The sequence below is a fragment of the Novosphingobium aquimarinum genome (assembly GCF_009746585.1).
In the GTDB taxonomy this organism is placed as follows: domain Bacteria; phylum Pseudomonadota; class Alphaproteobacteria; order Sphingomonadales; family Sphingomonadaceae; genus Novosphingobium; species Novosphingobium aquimarinum.
Genome location: NZ_WRPO01000004.1, coordinates 242,616 through 260,052, shown reverse-complemented (window position 1 = coordinate 260,052; position 17,437 = coordinate 242,616). Strand labels below are relative to the sequence as shown.

Sequence of the window (17,437 nt, the reverse complement as noted above, 5' to 3'; positions counted from 1 at the left end):
TTAGTAAATGATTTGCTGACGACGACTTTTCGTCGACTGAAGGGAACCTTTCCCGTGCGGCGCGCAGCGGAGCGCCACGAGCCTGAGCCAACCGAGCCACTATCGGAACGATCGCGCCTCAGAAATCGAACTGAATGCCGAACCGCACCGAGCGTGGCTGCAACGGCGTGATCTGCTCGCGCGTACGGATCTGGAACGGCGATCCCAGCGCGAAGCGATTGCCCCTCGCATCGAACAGGTTGGAAGCCGACAGACTGTAGCGCATCGGCCCCGCGCGCAGACTGGCCTCCATCCCGGTGTCGATATATTCGCCCTGCAGCTTGCCGAGGATCGGGCCGATGCCGAGCACGGACTCGCCGACGTAGCGCCCGAAGCCCGTGATCTCCAGATCGCGCGTATCGCTCAGGATCGTGGACCAGGTGAAGCCGAGGCGCGCGGTTTCGTCGGCGATATTGGGAAGGCGGTTGAATTGCGCGGGTCCGGTCGTGACGGAATCCACCTGATCGAGGATCCTGTCGCGCTGCGTGACTTTCGATCGATTGAGATAGAGGGCGCCGTCCAGCTCGAATCCCGGCAGCGGCCGCCAGCGACCTGAAATGCCGAACGACCGGACCGTGCCGTTCCCGACGTTGGTCGTGGTGGGAAATCCGAAACCGTCGATGATGTCCGCCTGGATATCGCGCCAGCCGGTCCAGGAGACGCTGGATTCGAGCTCGATCGCTTCGCCGCGGTAGCGCAGGCCAGCTTCGAGGGTGCGCACGCGATCGCCGTCGTAGCGCTGAACGAATTCGCGCCGGATGGCGATCCCGCCGGGTCGGAAGCCTTCCTGATAACGGGCAAAGAACGTCATTGTCGCGGTGGGACGATAGGCCAGCGCGAGCGAGGGAAGAAAGCGCGATTCGGTCCGGCTCGCCTTGGCGCCGGGATCGAGCTCGTAGATGAGGAGGGGAAGCACCGGGTCGCGTACGGCGCCCGAGATGCGCGACGCCGTGCCGCGCGCGCCGAAGGTGACGTTCACTTGCGGCATCGGCGCGACCGTCATCTCGCCGTAGACCGTGCCTTCGACCACTTCGTTACGCACGCCGGTCAGAGCGTTGAACTCTTCCTCGACTTCGACGCTGCGATCGACTTCGGATTCGTTTCTCAGCACGCTTGCCCCGATCAGCCAGCCCGTGCCGTCCGCCGCGCTGCGCGCCAGGCGGATCTCGCCGGTGTACATGTCGATCTGGTTCTTCTGGCTATAGAGCGCGACTTCGGCGAGACGTTTGGGTTCCAGCGCCGCGTCCGCGATGTTGCGCAAGGCGCGGCCCTCGAACTCCTCGGTGACTTCCTGATGTGCCAGCCCGAACGAAGCGGTGAGCTCGACTTCGCCCCATGACTTGCGCAGCACCAGATCGGACAGCAGAAAATCGTTGCGGAACGGCTGCGCGAGGTTCGAGGATCGTTTGAGACGACCGAATGTCCGTTCGGCGTACTGGCTGTCGGCGCCGTCGATGCGCTGGCCGACCACGCCCAGGTCCACCGTGATATCGGTGGTCGGCTCGTAGCGTAGCGCGATGCGGCCGCCGATCGAGCTGACGTCGTTCACGTCATCCAGTTTGCGCTTCACATCGTCGATATAGCCGTTTTCCTCGGTGCCGAAGGCGAGCACGCGCAGGCCCAGCCGGTCCGTGACGATGGGCAGGTTGAGGACCGCGCCCCCGTCGTACCCCGGCTTGCCGTGCTGCACGGCTTCGACCCCGGCCCAGGTCGACCCGCTGACTTGGTCGAGCTGCGGCGCGCGGGGCACCACCCGGACGATGCCGCCAAGCGACCCGGCGCCGTAGAGAGTCCCCTGAGGCCCCTCGAGCACTTCGATGCGCCCCACGTCATAGAGCTTCAGGCTCGGATCGGGCGCGCTGTAAGTGATCCGGCTGTTGCCCCAGTATTGTCCGACGGTCGACTGCGTAGGGCCGACGAAGCTGGAATCGGCGATGCCGCGAATGAACAGCTTGTTGCGGCCGGGGCCGAGGTGCGTGGAAACCACGCTGGGTGTCGCGCTTTCGAGCGCGTCGCTGCCCATGCGCCCGCTCGCGACCGAAATGCGATCGCCATCGATCACGTGGACCATGCCGGGGTAGGCTGCGATCGGAATGTCGCGCTTGGTGCCGGTGACGACGATTTCCACCGGGGGCGGGACGGGCGCTGCCGGCGCGACTTCGGCAATCCGCGATGGCGTGCGTGTCGGGGCAGGGGCCGCCGACCGCTTGCCGAAATCCGGGTCTGCCTCGATCAGGAAGGTGTCGGCCGCAACCCGGCGCGCCCGCGCGCCGCTGTCCTGGAGCATGAGGTAGAGCGCTTCGCCCGCGGTGTAGCGCCCCCGGACCGCGCGGACCCGCAGCTTGGCCACTTTGGCGTCACGAAACCCGATGCTTGCTCCGCTCTGCCGGCCGAGCGAACGCACGGCATGATCGAGCCGGGTGGCCGGCACGTCGATGGCGGTTCGCTCCTCCCCTGCTAGGGCTGGGAACGGGATCAGGGTAGCCGCGACAACTGCCAGGCTAGCGGATCGCAGCATCTCTCGGCATCATCTCCCAACCATCACCGTCCTTGCGGAACGTCACGCCCAAGAGCGGACCGATCCGCGAGAGCACGTCGTCGGCAGGGCCGTCAACAGCAAGAGTACCGGTGTACCGCAAATCCTCCACCGACCGACCGGCGTGCACGCTCGAACCCACCGTACGCGACAGATCGCGCGCGACGGCGGACAGCGCGGCATCGTCGTACTGGAGCAGTCCCTTGCGCCAGGATCCCACCGATCCGGGGTTCGTCGTGCCGGTTTCGATCCGCGCTCCGGGGCCGGCCCGGCGCAACCACTCGCCGGGATCGAGCCGCACCGGTGCTTGTCCGGCATCGTAGATGACCGCGCCTTCCGCCACCGCCACTTCGAGCCGACCGCCCTCGTGCACCACGTTGAATTCGGTGCCCGCATCGATCAGCCGCACGCCCCCGGCCTTCACCACGAAGGGATGGGCGGCATCGTGACGAACCCGAAATACCGCCTCGCCCGACTCAAGCGAGATCATGCGCGGCTGCTGCGCATCGTAGGTCAGCCGGCTCGCACCGTTGATCTCGACACGCGATCCGTCGGCGAGGGCGAAACTGCGATGTTCGCCGGGCTCGGTGACGAATTCGGTCGCCGCCGGGTGCGTCGGCAGGGCCGTCCACGTCACGGCGCCGACCAGAACGGCAGCCACCGCACCCGGGATCGCGAAATAGGCCAGCCTGCGTTTGGCGGGGCTGGGCGCAAGTTCCAGCGCCGGCGTCTCCACCATCACACCCCCGCGGCTATCGGCCACGACCTCATCCAGCCACTCGTCTTCGGCAAGCACAGCTTCGTAGGCTGCGAGATGTTGCGGGTCGGCTTCGAGCCAGCTTAGCAACTCCACCCAGCCGGCGAAGTCGGGCTCGCGCGTGCGGATGACCCAAATCGCCGCGTCGTCGGCGATGTCACGAACGGCCGCGGTCATGACCGGTCGCTCCCCAATACGGTGTGAAACTCAATCGGCATCGAATGTCGCCTTGATGGTAGCCAGGCAGCGATAGGCCTTCTGCAGGTCCTTCTCGACCGAACTCAGGCTGATGCCGAGCTCGCTGGCGATGCGGGCCTGGCTCTGGCCCTCGAGGCGGTAGCTGCGAAAAACGTGCGCGACGCGGGGTCCGAGTTCCTCGATCTTGCGTTCGACCTCGCGCAGCCGCTCACGCGCGATCAGGACGCGTTCGCCGCCGGGCTCATCCCCCTCGCGCATCGTGATCTCGTGCCAGTCGAACTGGCGGCGCTGCCGGCTGAGCTGCGAGCGGCGGTGATCGCGCATCAGGTTCTCGGCCGCGCGGAACAGATAGGACAAGGGATCGGCGATCGGCTGGCCGGGTGAAGCGGAAACGCGCTGCCACAGTTCCTGCAGCAGATCCTCCGCCTCTTCACCGGCACCGCGAGCCAGGAGGAAGCGCATGAGGCGCGGTCGCTCGTTGATCAGGACTCCCTGAAGCCCGCTACTTTGTCTGGTGTTTTCCATGGCGTCCAAAGGCATCGGTCCGCTTCGCGTCGTCAGGTTCGCGATCAGGACTGCGCCCAAGGGTAGACGGCGTGCCGACACCTTCGTCAAGCGCGCAGTACGGTTCGCATCGAAAGGGCGGAGCTCCGCTTCGTACGCCACCGGCGTTCGCAACGGGCCGACCCTGAGGGATTGTGTGAGACCATTCATTACCTTTTCAGACGGAGTCCCGACCAGCGACCCGCAAGCCTCGGGGGCCGCAAAAAAATTCATCGGAAACTTTGCGGGTTCTCCTGCGTAATTCCGTCTTGCCAGTGCCGATCAATTGAAAAGAGAAGCGATAGCGGACGTGATGCAAGTGGCTCGACAGGACAGGAAGACCTCGCGTTCTTCGCCTGCGACGGCTCTTGCGCAGCGTCCCGTGCGTGGGATCGCCGGGATCAGTCCCGGGGTGACCTGCTGGGAAACCGGGCTCGAGCGGGGGCTCCGGTTTTCTTGCAGGCACGCCATGTCTGGACCCGTCGGCATGGCGTTTCGGCGATACCCAATCGCGCAGGTCCCGGGCCTGCGCGATATGCTCTTTGCGGATGAGATTTTCGATTCGGCAGAACCGGTGCGAAGGAGCAATATCTCCGTCGTACAGTGCGTCCGGGCAAGCGGGGCCAGTCACCCCCTACCCCTGCAGGTCTCGCAGGCCCTATGGACGACCGGTGAAAGTCGAGGAGACGAAGCGTTCCGGATTTGACGCCCCGAGTGTGTCCGGACGCTTCGTCTCCATCTCTCTGCTAATCTCAATTTAGGCGCTAGCTACGCGCGATGATGGCCGTGGGCGGTCGCCCGGCGTTTAGCTCAACTCATCGCCAGGATCATGTTGCGGACCTGGGGATAGACCTGCGTCTCCCATTTCGAGCCCGAGAAAACGCCATAGTGGCCGACGCCGGGCTGCAAGTGATGGCGCTTCAGGTGCGGGCGCAGCGACGTGCACAGCAAGTGCGCCGCGGCAGTCTGGCCGACCGCGCAGATATCGTCACGCTCGCCTTCGACCGTGAGCAGCGCCGTCTTGCGGATCGCGGAAGGATCCACGGGGCGTCCGCGATGCGTCAGCTCGCCTTTGGCGAGGAGGGCGCGCTGGAAAACCTTGTCGATGGTTTCGAGATAGAACGCCGCATCGAGATCGAGCACTGCGAGATATTCCTCGTAGAAGTCGGCGATCTTTTCCGCTTCTGCAGTGTCGACGTCGGCCAGCGCCTGATAGAGCTTTCGGAACTGGCCGAAATGCCGGCCCAGGTTCATCGACATGAAGGCGCTGAGCTGGATGAAGCCGGGATAGACCTTCCGCCCACGGCCCTTGTACCGCCAGGGCACGGTGTGAATGAGATTGTCCTCGAACCAGGAATACGGCTGGCTCATCGCGAGCTCGTTCACCACGGTCGGCGCCTCGCGCACGTCGATCGGGCCGCCCAGCAGCGACATCGTGCGCGGCTGGCACGGATCGTCGTCCTGCGCCATCAACGATACCGCGGCGAGCACCGGAACGCAGGGTTGGCACACCGCGAGCACGTTGTTTCCCGGGCCCAGCTCGCGCAAGAACTCGATGACGTAGTCGATATATTCGTCGAGCCCGAAGCGCCCCGCCGAAGTGGGGACGTCGCGGACGTTGGCCCAGTCGGTGATGTAGACGTCGTGATCGCGCAGCAGGGTCTCGACCGTGTTGCGCAGCAGTGTCGCGAAGTGGCCCGATAGCGGCGCGACGACCAGCACTTTGGGCTGCGGAGCCTCGACACCGTCTTTGGCGAATCTGAGCAGATTGCCGAAGGGGCGGGCGAGCGCGATCTCCTCGCGAACCGACACGACTTCGTTGCCCGAAAGGACCTCGTCGATCCCGAAAGCGGGGCGGGCATGCGTGATCCGCGATGTGTCGAATACATCTGCCAGCGCGAACAGCCGTCGCAGATTGGGGTGCCCGGTCATGTCCCCGTAGGCCTTGTCGCGAAAGCGCGTCGCGGTGCGCGCCGCGAAGTGTGCGGGCGTGAGCGCGTCGCAATACGCCTGATAGGCCTGATACAGCACGTGATATCCCCATAAGCAGCAAAGCGACGATACGATACGATACGATCGCCTCGGCACTGGATTCATGCTGCGCTGCATCATAAGCTGCGGTCAAGTCCAACCGGCGGGAAAAACGATATGGCGGCCACGGCACCGACTCTCACGATCTCCAGCAAGACCTATTCGGCCTGGTCGTTGCGGGGCTGGCTGATGTGCCAGCTCGCCGGGCTCGAAGTGACCGAGCAGACGGTCACCAACGATGCCGCCAATCGGGCGGAACTGCTGTTGCTCAGCCCCTCGGTGCTGGTTCCGCGGCTCACTCACGGCAAGGCGAGCGTGTGGGATACGCTCGCCATCGCGGAATATCTCAACGAGCAGTTCCCCGATGCCGGCATGCTGCCCAGCGACACGATCGCGCGGGCGCACTGCCGCTCGATTTCGGGCGAGATTCATTCCGGTTTCACCAATCTGCGCTCGGCGCTGCCGATGAATCTCAAAGTGCGGCACGAGACGTTTCCGGTGTTTTCCGGCGCGCGTCCGGACATCGAGCGGATCGAGGCGATCTGGACCGAATGCCTCGAGACTTATGGCGGACCGTTCCTGTTCGGCGCCAAGCCGACCATCGCCGATGCCATGTATGCTCCTGTCACCACGCGCTTTGTTTCCTACGCCGTGAGCGTGTCGGAGCCTTGCGCCGCGTACTGCCGGACCATCGCCGATTGGGCGCCGATGCGCGAATGGTACGAGGCGGCGCAGGCCGAGCCTGAGGATATCATCGAGCTCGAAGTCGAATTCTGAAGGCGGGCGCTTCCGAAAGGCCGCTGCCTCAAGGGGCAGCCATGTTTCGTTCTTGGGGCGAACGAATTCGTGTAGCGCTTGGAACCAGTCGGACTCGGCAAGCGTAAACGCCCTAGAGTTCCCAAGGAGTACAGATGTCGTGACGAAGCGCAAATCACCCTCGAACGGCGTCATTCGCTATGCGCACGCCGCCGGCGGCTGGGGCTCGCTGCAGGGCATCACGCGCACCGAATTGTCGCAGCGCGCCGGACCTGGTGCGCTTGATACGCTCAGGCTGCAGAACAAGCCCGACGGTACGATGTGTACCTCGTGCGCCTGGGTGAAGCCGGCCCAGCCCCATCCCTTCGAGTTCTGCGAGAACGGCGCCAAGGCGACGCTGTGGGACCTGACCACGGCGCGCTGCACGCCCGAGACGATCGCGGATCGGACGGTGAGCGAGCTTGCCCGGCTGGATGCCCACGATCTCGAACTGCTCGGCCGCGTGACCGAACCGCTGCGCTACGATTCCGCGGCCGATCGTTATGTGCGCACGAGCTGGAGCGAGGCGTTCGACGCGATCGCCGCGAAACTGCGCGCGCTCGATCCCAAGTCGGTGACGTTCTACGCGAGCGGCAAGGCCGGCTTGGAAGCGAGCTACCTCTACGCCGCCTTCGCGCGGATGTACGGCCACAACAACCTGCCCGACAGCTCGAACATGTGCCACGAAACGACCTCGGTCGGCCTCAAGAAGGTCACCGGCTCCTCCGTGGGCACGTGCCAGCTCGACGATTTCGAACATTGCGACGCGATCTTCTACCTCGGCCAGAACCCGGGGACGAACAGCCCGCGTATTCTCCACCCGCTGCAGGCGGCAGTGAAGCGCGGCTGCAAGATCGTCGTGTTCAATCCGCTCAAGGAAAAAGGCCTGCTCGAATTCGTCAATCCGCAGAACCCGTTGCAGATGACGGTCGGCAAGCCGACCCAGATGAGCCACTTGTACCTGCAGGTCCGGCCGGGCGGGGACATCGCGGCGCTGATGGGTGTGTGCAAGAACGTGTTCGAACGCGACGCGGCCGCGAAGGCGGCGGGCCGTGCGCGGATCCTCGACGAAGACTTCATCGCGCAGCACACCGATGGTTTCGATGCCTTTCGCGCCAAGCTCGATGCGACCGGCTGGGACGAGCTCGAGACGCAGAGCGGGCTGACGCGCGCCGAAATGGAAGAGGCGGGCAAGATCTACGCCACCGCCAAGAACGTCATCGGCATCTATGGCATGGGGCTTACCCAGCACGTCCACGGCAGTCAGGCGATCGGCCTGCTCGTCAACCTGCTGCTGATCGGCGGCAACATCGGCCGCCAGGGCGCAGGTTGCTCGCCGATCCGCGGCCATTCGAACGTGCAGGGTCAGCGCACCGTCGGCATCACCGAGAAGGTGAAGCTGGCACCGGTCGATAAGTACCGCGAAGTGCTCGGGCTGGAGACACCGCAGGAGGACGGGCACACCACGGTCGAGTTTCTCGAAGCTCTCCTCGATGGCAGCAACAAGGGCTACATCGGGCTTGGCGGCAATCTGGCGATGGCGGTGCCGGATCACGAGCGAGTCCACAAGGCCTGGCGCGAGATGGAAATGACCGTCCACATCGCCACCAAGCTCAACCATTCGCACATGATGCCCGGCAAGACCTCGTGGATCCTCCCATGCCTGGTCCGCGCCGAGGAGGACATGCAGGTCACGGGCAATCAGTGGGTCTCGATCGAGGACAGCTTCAGCCACATCTACGGCTCCAAGGGACGCCGCACGCCGGCCAGCGAGCATTTGCTGAGCGAAACCGCGATCATCTGCGAGCTCGCCAAGGCGACACTCCCGGCCAATCCGCGCTGGACCTGGGATGCATGGCGGGGGGATTACGGGAAAATTCGCGACCTCATCGCCCGGACGTATCCCGATGAGTTCCACGACATGAACACGCGGATGCACGAACCCGGCGGGTTCTACCGCGGCAATGCCGCGCGCGAGCGGATCTGGAAGACCGAAAGCGGCAAGGCCGAATTCACCGATCCCGACGTGCTCAATGCCTGCGGCGTGACCGACAATGCCGGCGGCTTGCATCTGGTCACGCTCCGCTCGAACGATCAGTTCAACACCACGATCTACGGCCATTCGGACCGGCTGCGCGGGTTGGAGGGCAGCCGGATGATCGTGCTGCTGAGCCCGGGCGAAATCCATCGCCGCGGCTTGCGCGAGGACCAGATCGTGAGCTTGGAAACCGAGATCGACGACGGCATCGTGCGCCGGGTGGAAGGTCTCGCGGTCAAACCGTACGATCTGCCGGCGGCAACGGTGGTCGGCTACTTCCCGGAACTCAATCCGCTGGTGCCGCTCGAGTATCACGACAAGCTGTCGAAGACGCCGGCGAGCAAGGGCGTGCCGGTTCGCCTGATCGCGTAAACGGCAGCCTCCAAAGCCTCATTGGAACAGTTTGAGCGGCCGCACGGTCACGAAGAACTGGAAGCCCTTGTCCTGAAGGGTCTGCTTGCCGATCCGGCCCGCGTCCTTCAGCGCCTCGGCGTAAGTCACGCGGGCCAGGATCGCGTCCGAGGGTTGCCAGGCCAATGAGGCGCCGACGGCGGCGATCTCTTCGGGGAGCGGCTCGGGCGCGCGGTCGTTGTCGGCCAAGGCGCCGTCGACGAAGGCAGAGAGCCGGAAGGCCCCCCAGTCGAAGCTATCCGCGTCGCGGGCGGCACCGGTGAGGCTGAGATTGTAGCCGAGCTCGGCGCTGCCGAACAGCGCGCGGTCGGCAAGGATCAGATTCTCGCGATAGCCCCGCACAGAATTGTGTCCGCCGAGCGAAAACCGTTCGCCCGAATAGAGCGTCCCGCCCGAATATTGCCCGGCGATGCGCAAGTTCACGTCGAGCCCTTCGCCGATCCGCCGCGCATACGTCGCCTGCGCGAGGATCGCGGTGAAGTTTTCGTTCACTTTGAGCGATCCCGGCGCCGTCGGGCGCGTCCCTTCGAGGCCGATGGTTTCGGTCAGCGAGACCGCAAAGACGTGGCGCGTGCCGCGCTCGACGAAGTCCTGGGTCAGGCGCAATGCGGTGTATTCGGCACGGCCGTCGACCGCGCCCGGGCTGAACGAGAATGGCAGCCCCAGCAGTTCGGTTTCGGTCCGGCGATGGACGACCAGAGCTCCGGCCGAGAGGCTGCGCGCCGAATCCCAGCCTGCGCCCGAAGGAATCAGCGGAGTGTCGATGATCGTGTGCGAGATCCCGCCTTCGACCGACCATTCCTCGGACGTGATGTCGAGCGCCGCGAAGCGCGGTTCGACGACGGCGGCATCGTTGATCGCCCCGCGCAGTAGCAGACGAGTCGCGGGTCCGAAGACCGGGCCCGAGTAGGAAACGAAGCCGTCGGTCAGGCCGTCCGAATAGCTGGCTTCGCCGGCCAGAATGTCGCCCGCGATCATTGCGCTGCGTTTCGAGCCGCCGATCGCGCCGCGCAAGCCCCCGACCGCCGGGGAGCGATCGTTGGCGACGAGCGCGTAGACGTCGAGCGCGCAGTCGGGCGCGACGAGAAGGTCGAGCGTCGCTTCGCCGGGGCGCGAGCCGGGGCGCAGGCTGGCATCGACCGTACGGATCGCGGGATCCGCCGCGAGGAGGCGGAAGTCGCGCTCGAGCGCGTAGGCGCTGAAAGGGCGCGCCTGCGCCGAGGGCATCCGCTGCGCGACGTAGCGCGAAGTGAGCCCGCAGGCGCGGTCATCGGCGAAGCGCACGGCTATGCCATCGCTGCCGTCCGCCGCGCCGATGCGCCCGTTGACGAGGCGCAGCGCCAGCGTGTCCGATCCCGGATCGCGCGGCGCAACAAGGACGCCGGAATTGGCGTAACCGTTGGCAAGCATGGCGCGATTGATGAGCTGCAGCAGCGCCAGCACCCGGTCATAGCCGATGGGCTGGCCGATCAGGCCATTGGCGCGAAATTGCTGTTCGACCCACGCCGCGTCGAAACCGTCCATGCCAGGCCGCGACAATGTCAGGCCGGTGACGGGATCGGGTGCCGGTTCCCAGCCTGGCTGGGGCAGAGCGCGCCCTTCGCCCTCGGTCGTGACGACCACTTGCGCGAAGCGGATACCGGCGGGGCGCGGCTCGACGCGATAGGGCTGCGGTTCGGGGAGCAGTGGCGCATCGCTCGGCGGCACTGCGTAGTCCGGCGGCGGCAACGGCTGTGCCAAAGGACCGGTGCGTTCGCGCGGGGGCATCTCCTGGGCCACGACAGGGCTTGTCGATCCAGCCGCGGCGATCGCCAGCGACAGCAGCGCGGTCCGTGCTGCCTGCGCCCCATTCGCCGCAAGACCGCTCACAAGCAGGCTCCCGCCTGTTTAGCCGCCGCGATGTCTGTCGGCATCGAGTCGTCCTCGCTTGCCGGCGCGACCGAATAGGGGCCGATCCGATCGATCTGCAGGCTGTTCGAACGTCCCCGTGCGCGCGCCGCTTGGCAGCGGTTGGCCAAGACTTCCGACGCGTCGAGGAACGGCACTTCGACGATCTGCGTCCCGCTGGCCACGTCCTCGGCGGGCGACACTGCGGTGAAGCCGGAGACGTTGACGATATTGGTCGCATCGCTGGCGTTGACGCGGATGGTTTCGGGATCGATCAGCACGAAGGCATTGCTGACATCGCCGCTGGCGCTGATCTCTGAATTGTCGGCGATCACGGCATAAGCGCCGGTGATGGTGATGACGCCGCCGCTGCCGATCTGCCCGGAATCGGTGAGGATCGAGCCGGGCCGTTCCTCACCGCCGAGGAACAGGATGCCGCCTTGGTTGCGGCTGAGATCGACCGTGATGAAGCCTGCGTTGGCCGAGGCGGAACTGCTGTTGAGCCGCGCGCCATTGCTGATCGTCAGGTTGTCGGCTGTGATCTCGATGTCGCCGCCGAGGTTGGTGCCGCCGGGCGCCGCCTGGGGCAAGGTATTCGCGCTGAAGATCTGCGACGGTGAACCGTCGGCGCCGATGCCGTCGATCAGGACGTCGCCGGCATCGATCGTGATGAAGCCCGCCGGCAGCGCGTTGGCCGATTCCGCGGAGATCGTGCCCCCGCGCAGCAGCGTGAGGTCATCGGTCCGGATGACGGTGTTGCCCGCCGGTCCCGTGCCCGTTGCGCGGACGAGGACGAGACCGCCGTCGTGGATGGTGATCGATTCCGATGGGCCGTCGGTATCCAGATCGCCGAGCAGGCCGATGAGGCCCGCCGCGCCGGCCCCTTGCGATTCGCTCGAGACGACGCCGCCCGCGCCGATGTCGATCACGCGGGCATCGAGGATGACGCCGGCCGAATCGCCCGCTCCCGCCGTGCTCGCGGAAACGACCGCTTGCTCGATCCGCACTTCGTCCGCGGTCAGACTGACGATCCCGCCGTCGCCCGAGCTGCGTGTATTGGCGAAGACTTCGCTCTCGCCGTCCACCACGATCTCGCTGCCCGCTCGCAGGAAGACGCCGCCGCCGGGGCCGCTACCGAAGGTGTCGGTGGAAACGGTGCTGTTGTTCACGGTCAGGCCGTCGCCCGCGAACAGCGAAATCAGCCCGGCTTGGCCCGCTTCGAGCCCGGTCTCGTCCAGGCTTTCGGCCGTGACGAAGCTGTCGGTAAGGGCAATGCCGCCCTCCGATTCCACTGCGATATTGCCGCCGATCCCCGGGCCACGCGTGTCGGTGAAGATACTGCTGTTCGCGATCGAGACCCCGCTCGCGCCACTGAGATCGATCAGCCCGCCGGTGCCGGTCCCGCCATTGGTATCGGCGGTGACGAGGCTGTCCGCGATGGTCAGCGCCGCACCTGAGTCGATTCTGATCAAGCCGCCGTCCCCGCCGCCGAAAGTATCGGATTCGATCTGCGTGGCGGTAATCGTGATCGGCCCGCCGGCGATGATCCCGGCCGAACCCGCCTCCCCGCTATCCGCATCGGTGGCCTGCGTATTGGCCGATATCCTCGACGTGGCGATCGTCATGGCGTCGCCCGCATTGATCAACAGGTCGCCGCCGGTCCCACTGCTAAGCGTGCGCACGATGAATTCGGATTCGACCACATCGACGCTGCCCGAAGAGACGATCGTGATATCGCCGCCATCGCCTGGCCCTGCCGTATCCGCGACCAGAGAGGAATTGGCGATCGCGAGCGACTGCGAGGCCTGGACACTCAGCGAACCGCCGGCCCCCGTCGCGCCTTCGACCGCCTGTACCGTGACGCCGCTGTTCCGGATGACGACATCCGATCCCAGGATGTTGAAGCTGCCGCCCACGCCGGGGCCGGAATTGATTGAGCCGAGCAGCGACCCCTGGATCGTGATCGGCGTGAGCGGCGTGCCGATGAACACGTTGCCGCCAGTCGCGGGCACGCTGGCGCTCGACGTTCCTGCGGAGATGAAGGTATCGGTAAAGCGCGATTCGACCAGCGAGAGCAAGCGGACTTCGCCGCCGTCACCGCCCCCGAAGGTATCCGCCGAAATGCCGGAATCGCTGACGGTCAGCGCGCCATCCGCGAAGATGAGCAGATCGCCCGCGTCGCCGCCGTTCGCCGCTGGCAAGAGCGAGCCGGTGAAGAAGGTGCTGCCATCGATGGCGATCTCTCCCAAGGAGCGGACCGAAAGCCCGCCACCCGCGCCCGAACCTTCCGAGAAGGCGGCCAGGTTGCTCGCCGTCACCGTGATCGGGCCGAGGCTGTTCAGCACGATCGATCCGCTGGCACCACCATTTTCGGTGAGGCTGGTGCTCGCATTGATCGTGCTGCCGGCGAGCGAGATGGTGTTGCCGGAAAACAGGGTGATGTCCCCGCCGCGGCCGGTGCCTTCGGTTCGCGTCAACACCCGGCTGTCGCTCAGCGAGACATCGGAATTGCCGCCGATGAAGACGCCCGATCCCGCCACCGCGGTGCTAGTGAGGCTGCGCACCTCGACACCATCGAGGCGCACATCGCCCGCAAAGAACCGCGAGGGGACCGGATCGCCGATCGCCTCGGCGCTCTGCGGGCGCAGCAGGATTTCCGAGCGTTCGATGGTGAGCGTGCCGATCACGTTCTCGACCTGCTCGCCGACGATGAGGTATTCGCCGATTGCGCCCGTCGCGACGAGATCCAGCCGCTCGACGAACAGCGCGCTGTCGCTGACCGCGATGTTGGGCGCGATCAGCGCCGTGGGGTTCCAGCCGCCCTCGCTTGGCAAGACCGAACCGTCGAACAGGGGCTCGCCGACACCTGCGATCGCGGCATCTGCTTCGCCGCCGATAAAGCCGAAGCCCACCGGATTGGCCATCGACAGCGTCGAGCCCTCCGGGGTGCGCGCGGAGAAGGTGTTACCATCCGCGAAGCGGATCTCGCTGGCGGTCGAAAAATAGGAAGCGCCCGGCACGTTGAGGCTGGCGCCCGCGCCGAACACCACGCCGTCGGGATTGATGAACCAGAAGTCCGCACCGGGCATCGCGGTCGTGTCGATCGTGCCGTCGATGTTCGAGGGCGAGCCGCCGGTGACGCGGTTGATGATGTTGGCAATGCTGCCCGAGATCGGCGCGGTCCAGGTTGCGGTGTCGCCGCTGCCGAGGTCGAATTCGGCGAAGCTGTGGAACAGGTTGGAATCGGCGACAGTGCCGCCGCCGATCAGCACTTGCCCGCCACTGCCCGCCACCGTGGTCCCGGTTCCGCGCGTGCCCGTGTCGGCGACGATGGTCGTCTGGACGGCCTGCGCATGGGCAGTGCCGGAAGCCATAGCGGTTCCAGCGAGCAGGGCGACGGGAAGCAGGCGGCGAGCGGTCCCCATGGCGATCATCTCCACCCTCCCAGCATGGTGAAGGCGGACCAGATCCACGGATCGGCTTGCGCCGGATCGCCAGTGATCATGGCGATCTGCGCCTCGCGCAGGGCGGCAGCCTTCGATTTTCCCGCGCGCAGCCCCTGGTAGAAGGTGGTCATGAGCTGGGCCGTGCCGATGTCGTCCACTTGCCACAGCGAAGCGAGCGCGCTGACCGCGCCGGCCTGAACCGCAGCGCCGGCAAGGCCCATCGCCGCCTCGTCGTCGCCAACCGCAGTCTCGCACGCACTCAGTACGAGCAAGTCGAGACCGCTGCCCCGGGTGCGGCGCGCGACGATCAGGTCGCGCAATTCGGACAGCCGCACGAGCTGATCGGACGCGACGATGAACGAGCGGTCTGAACCGCCGTTGAAGGCGGCGTGAGTGGCAAGATGGAGGATGTCGACCGGCTCGCGCACCAGCACGCGTTCGAGCTCGGCCTTGGAAAAGTTGACGATCACGCGGCCCGAGCCCGACGCGCCTTGTTCGACATCGGCGACCGCGCGGGCCTCGGGAACGGTGAACTGCAGCTTGGAGAAGGCGCCGCCCGAAACCACGACTTCCTGGCTCAGCGCCGCGGCCACGACATCGGGGCTGCGCGTGATCGTCGCGTCTCCGGGCTGCAGGTAGGCGAGGGCAGGGGCGACGGTGAGACGCGCGCGCTGCACGAGGTACCGTCCGTCCGCGTCGCGCAACGCCGCAAAGGGAACCGCGCGCAAGCCGCTGTCGGGCACGATGATGAGCGTCGTGCCTTCGCCCAGCTGCGGCTCGATGGGGGCGATCAGCAGCGCATACAGAGCTGCCGAAGCCGCGGCCCAACTCTCGCCGTGATCGCGCTCGCCCAGCGAGAGCAGCGCGGCGACTGCCTGTTCGACTTCGCCCCGGCCGACGCTGCGCGGCGGCAGGCGATGAAAACGCGGCGAGCCGTCCCCGCGCGCTGCCGAGGCGTAAAGCAGTTCGACCCGGTCCTCGAGCAGGACCGGATAGAGCACGATCTCCTGGCCGCGTAGGTCGGCGGCGGTGAACGGTGTCGCGGGCGGCGCGCAATCCGCGCCGAACAGATCCTGGATCTCGGCTTGTCGGTAACTTTCGAGGATGTCCTGCGCTTTGGCGATACGCGCCGGGTCGTCGCCCGTGGCGCGAGCGAGCTCGGCATCGACCGCCGCTTCGTAGACCGCCTGCATCCGCAGGGCGAACGTCGATTCCTGGCTCAGCGGGTCGATGGCAGGTAGGAACGGCCGCACCGCCTCGAGCGCGCGGTAGGCCGATGCGACGTGCTCGTAGCGATGCGCGCGGTCGGTCGCGGCCAGCAGCAGCAGCCAGTCGGGCAGGCGGCTGGGCAGGGCGCGCTGGCTTTCGAGTTCGATGGCGCGCTGGAAATAGCCGGTCGCATCCGCGCCGGTCGCGAGGGCGAGCCGACCGCGCAGTGCGGTGGCGAAGGCGGCCACGCCGGGATCGCCCGCGCCGGCAACGTCCATGTCGCCGATCGCCTTGTCAAGCGCGGCGTAGTCGGTGATGCCGGCATCGAGTGCGGTCTCGACGAGACGACCCGTCACGGTCGCGCTGCGGATGGGATCGGCGATTGCGCGCGCCGGGGCGAAGGCGTCGAGCGCGACTCTTCCGCCATAAGCCCTGGCATCGGGCGCGGCGACGAGCAGATCGGGACTGGTCGTCGCGAGCCGTGCCAGCCGCAGCGAAGACAGCGCGGCGAGGTCGGCGTCTCCCGCAGCCAGCGCCCGGCCGTTGGCGCATTCGAGCGCGACTGCCGAGAAGGCCTTGCCGAACATCTGCGAGACGTCGAGGCCGCGCAGCATCGCACAAGCCTGCTCGGCCCCGTTGCCGGCCCCCATGCCATCGGCGAACTGCACCGCCGCCGCCCCGCTCAGGGATGCGGGATCGCTGACGTGGACCAGGCCGAGGCGGTAGGCGGAGCGTGCGCCGAGCCGCGATAAGTCGGCCCGCTCGGCACGGCGGAAGGCGGACACGAGGTAGGCGTGCGCCTGGAACTGGTTGCCTTCGCTCAACGTGCGCGCGGCTTCGCCGGCTGCGGCGCAGTAGGCGGCGAGCGAACGGTCCGACGGCTTTGTGCTCCCGCGCCCCGCCGGGGCATCGTCGTCGGGAGTTTCGATCGCCACGGCCGATTGCAGGGTGAACGGCAGGCCGCCGCGCGTCATCGCGCGTTCGATCCGCGCCGTCCGATCTTTCAGCGTCGCCTCGTCGGGCAAAGTCCCGGACGGCGGTTCGAGAGAACAGATGCTGTCTGCAGTCGCGGTTTCGGCCCAGCACGGGGTCGCCGCGAACAGTGCACCCGCGATCACTGCGTATCGCACGAACCTGCCAGCGGAGCCGGCCCCAGATGCCCGCATCGAACCCCCCAATGTGCTACGCGGCCAGGAGCATCAGCCGACTGCCCCTTTGCCGGCTGGCTCGCATATTGGCCCCAGATGCGGTGATCGTGATGAATCGCTGTTCAGGAGTCAACGAATGAAGATGTGATTAAGGTCACGTCGTAGACGACAACGCGGAAAGGAGGCGGCATCGTCTTTGACGATACATCGCGATGCGCGCGCAAGGACGTTGTTACCGCTAGAAATATTGCCGTCGCGATTGTTCAGGCCAGCAGAGCAACGTCGAATGCATGGAAACCTGCGAGAAAGATGTCGTCAGGACGCCGGAACTGCACATTCCTGTTCCGATTTCTCAAGAGAGTTCATGGCATTGCGACCGGGTGCTCGACCCATTCGGCA

9 protein-coding genes are annotated in these 17,437 nt (G+C 66.2%); 2 read left to right on the top strand and 7 right to left on the bottom strand.

Going from position 1 to position 17,437, the window contains the following annotated elements:
- Window positions 1-118: 118 nt before the first annotated feature.
- The 4 genes from GQO94_RS06730 to GQO94_RS06715 all read right to left on the bottom strand — a co-directional run bounded on the left by GQO94_RS06730 (window position 119) and on the right by GQO94_RS06715 (window position 6,104).
- Window positions 119-2,557 carry a TonB-dependent receptor domain-containing protein gene (locus GQO94_RS06730; protein ID WP_156840397.1) on the bottom strand — a complete coding sequence of 813 codons (2,439 nt, stop codon included), beginning with the start codon at window positions 2,555-2,557 and terminating at the stop codon, window positions 119-121.
- On the bottom strand, window positions 2,541-3,509 hold the full coding sequence (locus GQO94_RS06725) for a FecR family protein (RefSeq protein ID WP_156840396.1): 969 nt from the start codon (window positions 3,507-3,509) through the stop codon (window positions 2,541-2,543). The genes GQO94_RS06730 and GQO94_RS06725 overlap by 17 nt, the downstream gene beginning before the upstream one ends.
- Before the next feature lie 30 nt (window positions 3,510-3,539).
- Window positions 3,540-4,070: an RNA polymerase sigma factor gene (locus GQO94_RS06720; protein ID WP_198045848.1), complete on the bottom strand. Its 531-nt coding sequence runs from the start codon at window positions 4,068-4,070 to the stop codon at window positions 3,540-3,542.
- 813 nt (window positions 4,071-4,883) lie between these two features.
- Window positions 4,884-6,104: a polyhydroxyalkanoate depolymerase gene (locus tag GQO94_RS06715; protein ID WP_156840395.1), complete on the bottom strand. Its 1,221-nt coding sequence runs from the start codon at window positions 6,102-6,104 to the stop codon at window positions 4,884-4,886.
- 117 nt (window positions 6,105-6,221) lie between these two features.
- Between GQO94_RS06715 and GQO94_RS06710 the strand changes: the two genes are divergently transcribed.
- On the top strand, window positions 6,222-6,881 hold the full coding sequence (locus tag GQO94_RS06710; protein WP_156840394.1) for a glutathione S-transferase: 660 nt from the start codon (window positions 6,222-6,224) through the stop codon (window positions 6,879-6,881).
- Window positions 6,882-7,020: 139 nt separating this feature from the next.
- Window positions 7,021-9,309, top strand: a complete 2,289-nt coding sequence (locus GQO94_RS06705; RefSeq protein WP_156840393.1) for an FdhF/YdeP family oxidoreductase — start codon at window positions 7,021-7,023, stop codon at window positions 9,307-9,309.
- A gap of 18 nt (window positions 9,310-9,327) precedes the next feature.
- On the opposite strand, the gene GQO94_RS06700 is transcribed toward GQO94_RS06705, so the two are convergent.
- Genes GQO94_RS06700 through GQO94_RS06690 form a run of 3 tightly spaced genes read right to left on the bottom strand, consistent with a single transcriptional unit; the run spans window position 9,328 to window position 17,056 of the window.
- A complete protein-coding gene (locus tag GQO94_RS06700; RefSeq protein ID WP_156840392.1) occupies window positions 9,328-11,217 on the bottom strand; it encodes a ShlB/FhaC/HecB family hemolysin secretion/activation protein in 1,890 nt (629 codons plus the stop codon).
- Entirely contained in the window at window positions 11,214-14,669 is a 3,456-nt protein-coding gene (locus GQO94_RS06695) for a beta strand repeat-containing protein (protein ID WP_156840391.1), read from the bottom strand. The genes GQO94_RS06700 and GQO94_RS06695 overlap by 4 nt, the downstream gene beginning before the upstream one ends.
- Window positions 14,666-17,056 carry a CHAT domain-containing protein gene (locus tag GQO94_RS06690; RefSeq protein WP_198045846.1) on the bottom strand — a complete coding sequence of 797 codons (2,391 nt, stop codon included), beginning with the start codon at window positions 17,054-17,056 and terminating at the stop codon, window positions 14,666-14,668. The genes GQO94_RS06695 and GQO94_RS06690 overlap by 4 nt, the downstream gene beginning before the upstream one ends.
- Window positions 17,057-17,437: the final 381 nt, after the last annotated feature.

Coding starts and splice junctions, on each gene's coding strand:
- GQO94_RS06690 (WP_198045846.1), bottom strand. CDS start 17,056: ATGCGGGCATCTGGGGCCGGCTCCGCTGGCAGGTTCGTGCGATACGCA.
- GQO94_RS06710 (WP_156840394.1), top strand. CDS start 6,222: ATGGCGGCCACGGCACCGACTCTCACGATCTCCAGCAAGACCTATTCG.
- GQO94_RS06730 (WP_156840397.1), bottom strand. CDS start 2,557: ATGCTGCGATCCGCTAGCCTGGCAGTTGTCGCGGCTACCCTGATCCCG.
- GQO94_RS06725 (WP_156840396.1), bottom strand. CDS start 3,509: ATGACCGCGGCCGTTCGTGACATCGCCGACGACGCGGCGATTTGGGTC.
- GQO94_RS06720 (WP_198045848.1), bottom strand. CDS start 4,070: ATGCCTTTGGACGCCATGGAAAACACCAGACAAAGTAGCGGGCTTCAG.
- GQO94_RS06695 (WP_156840391.1), bottom strand. CDS start 14,669: ATGATCGCCATGGGGACCGCTCGCCGCCTGCTTCCCGTCGCCCTGCTC.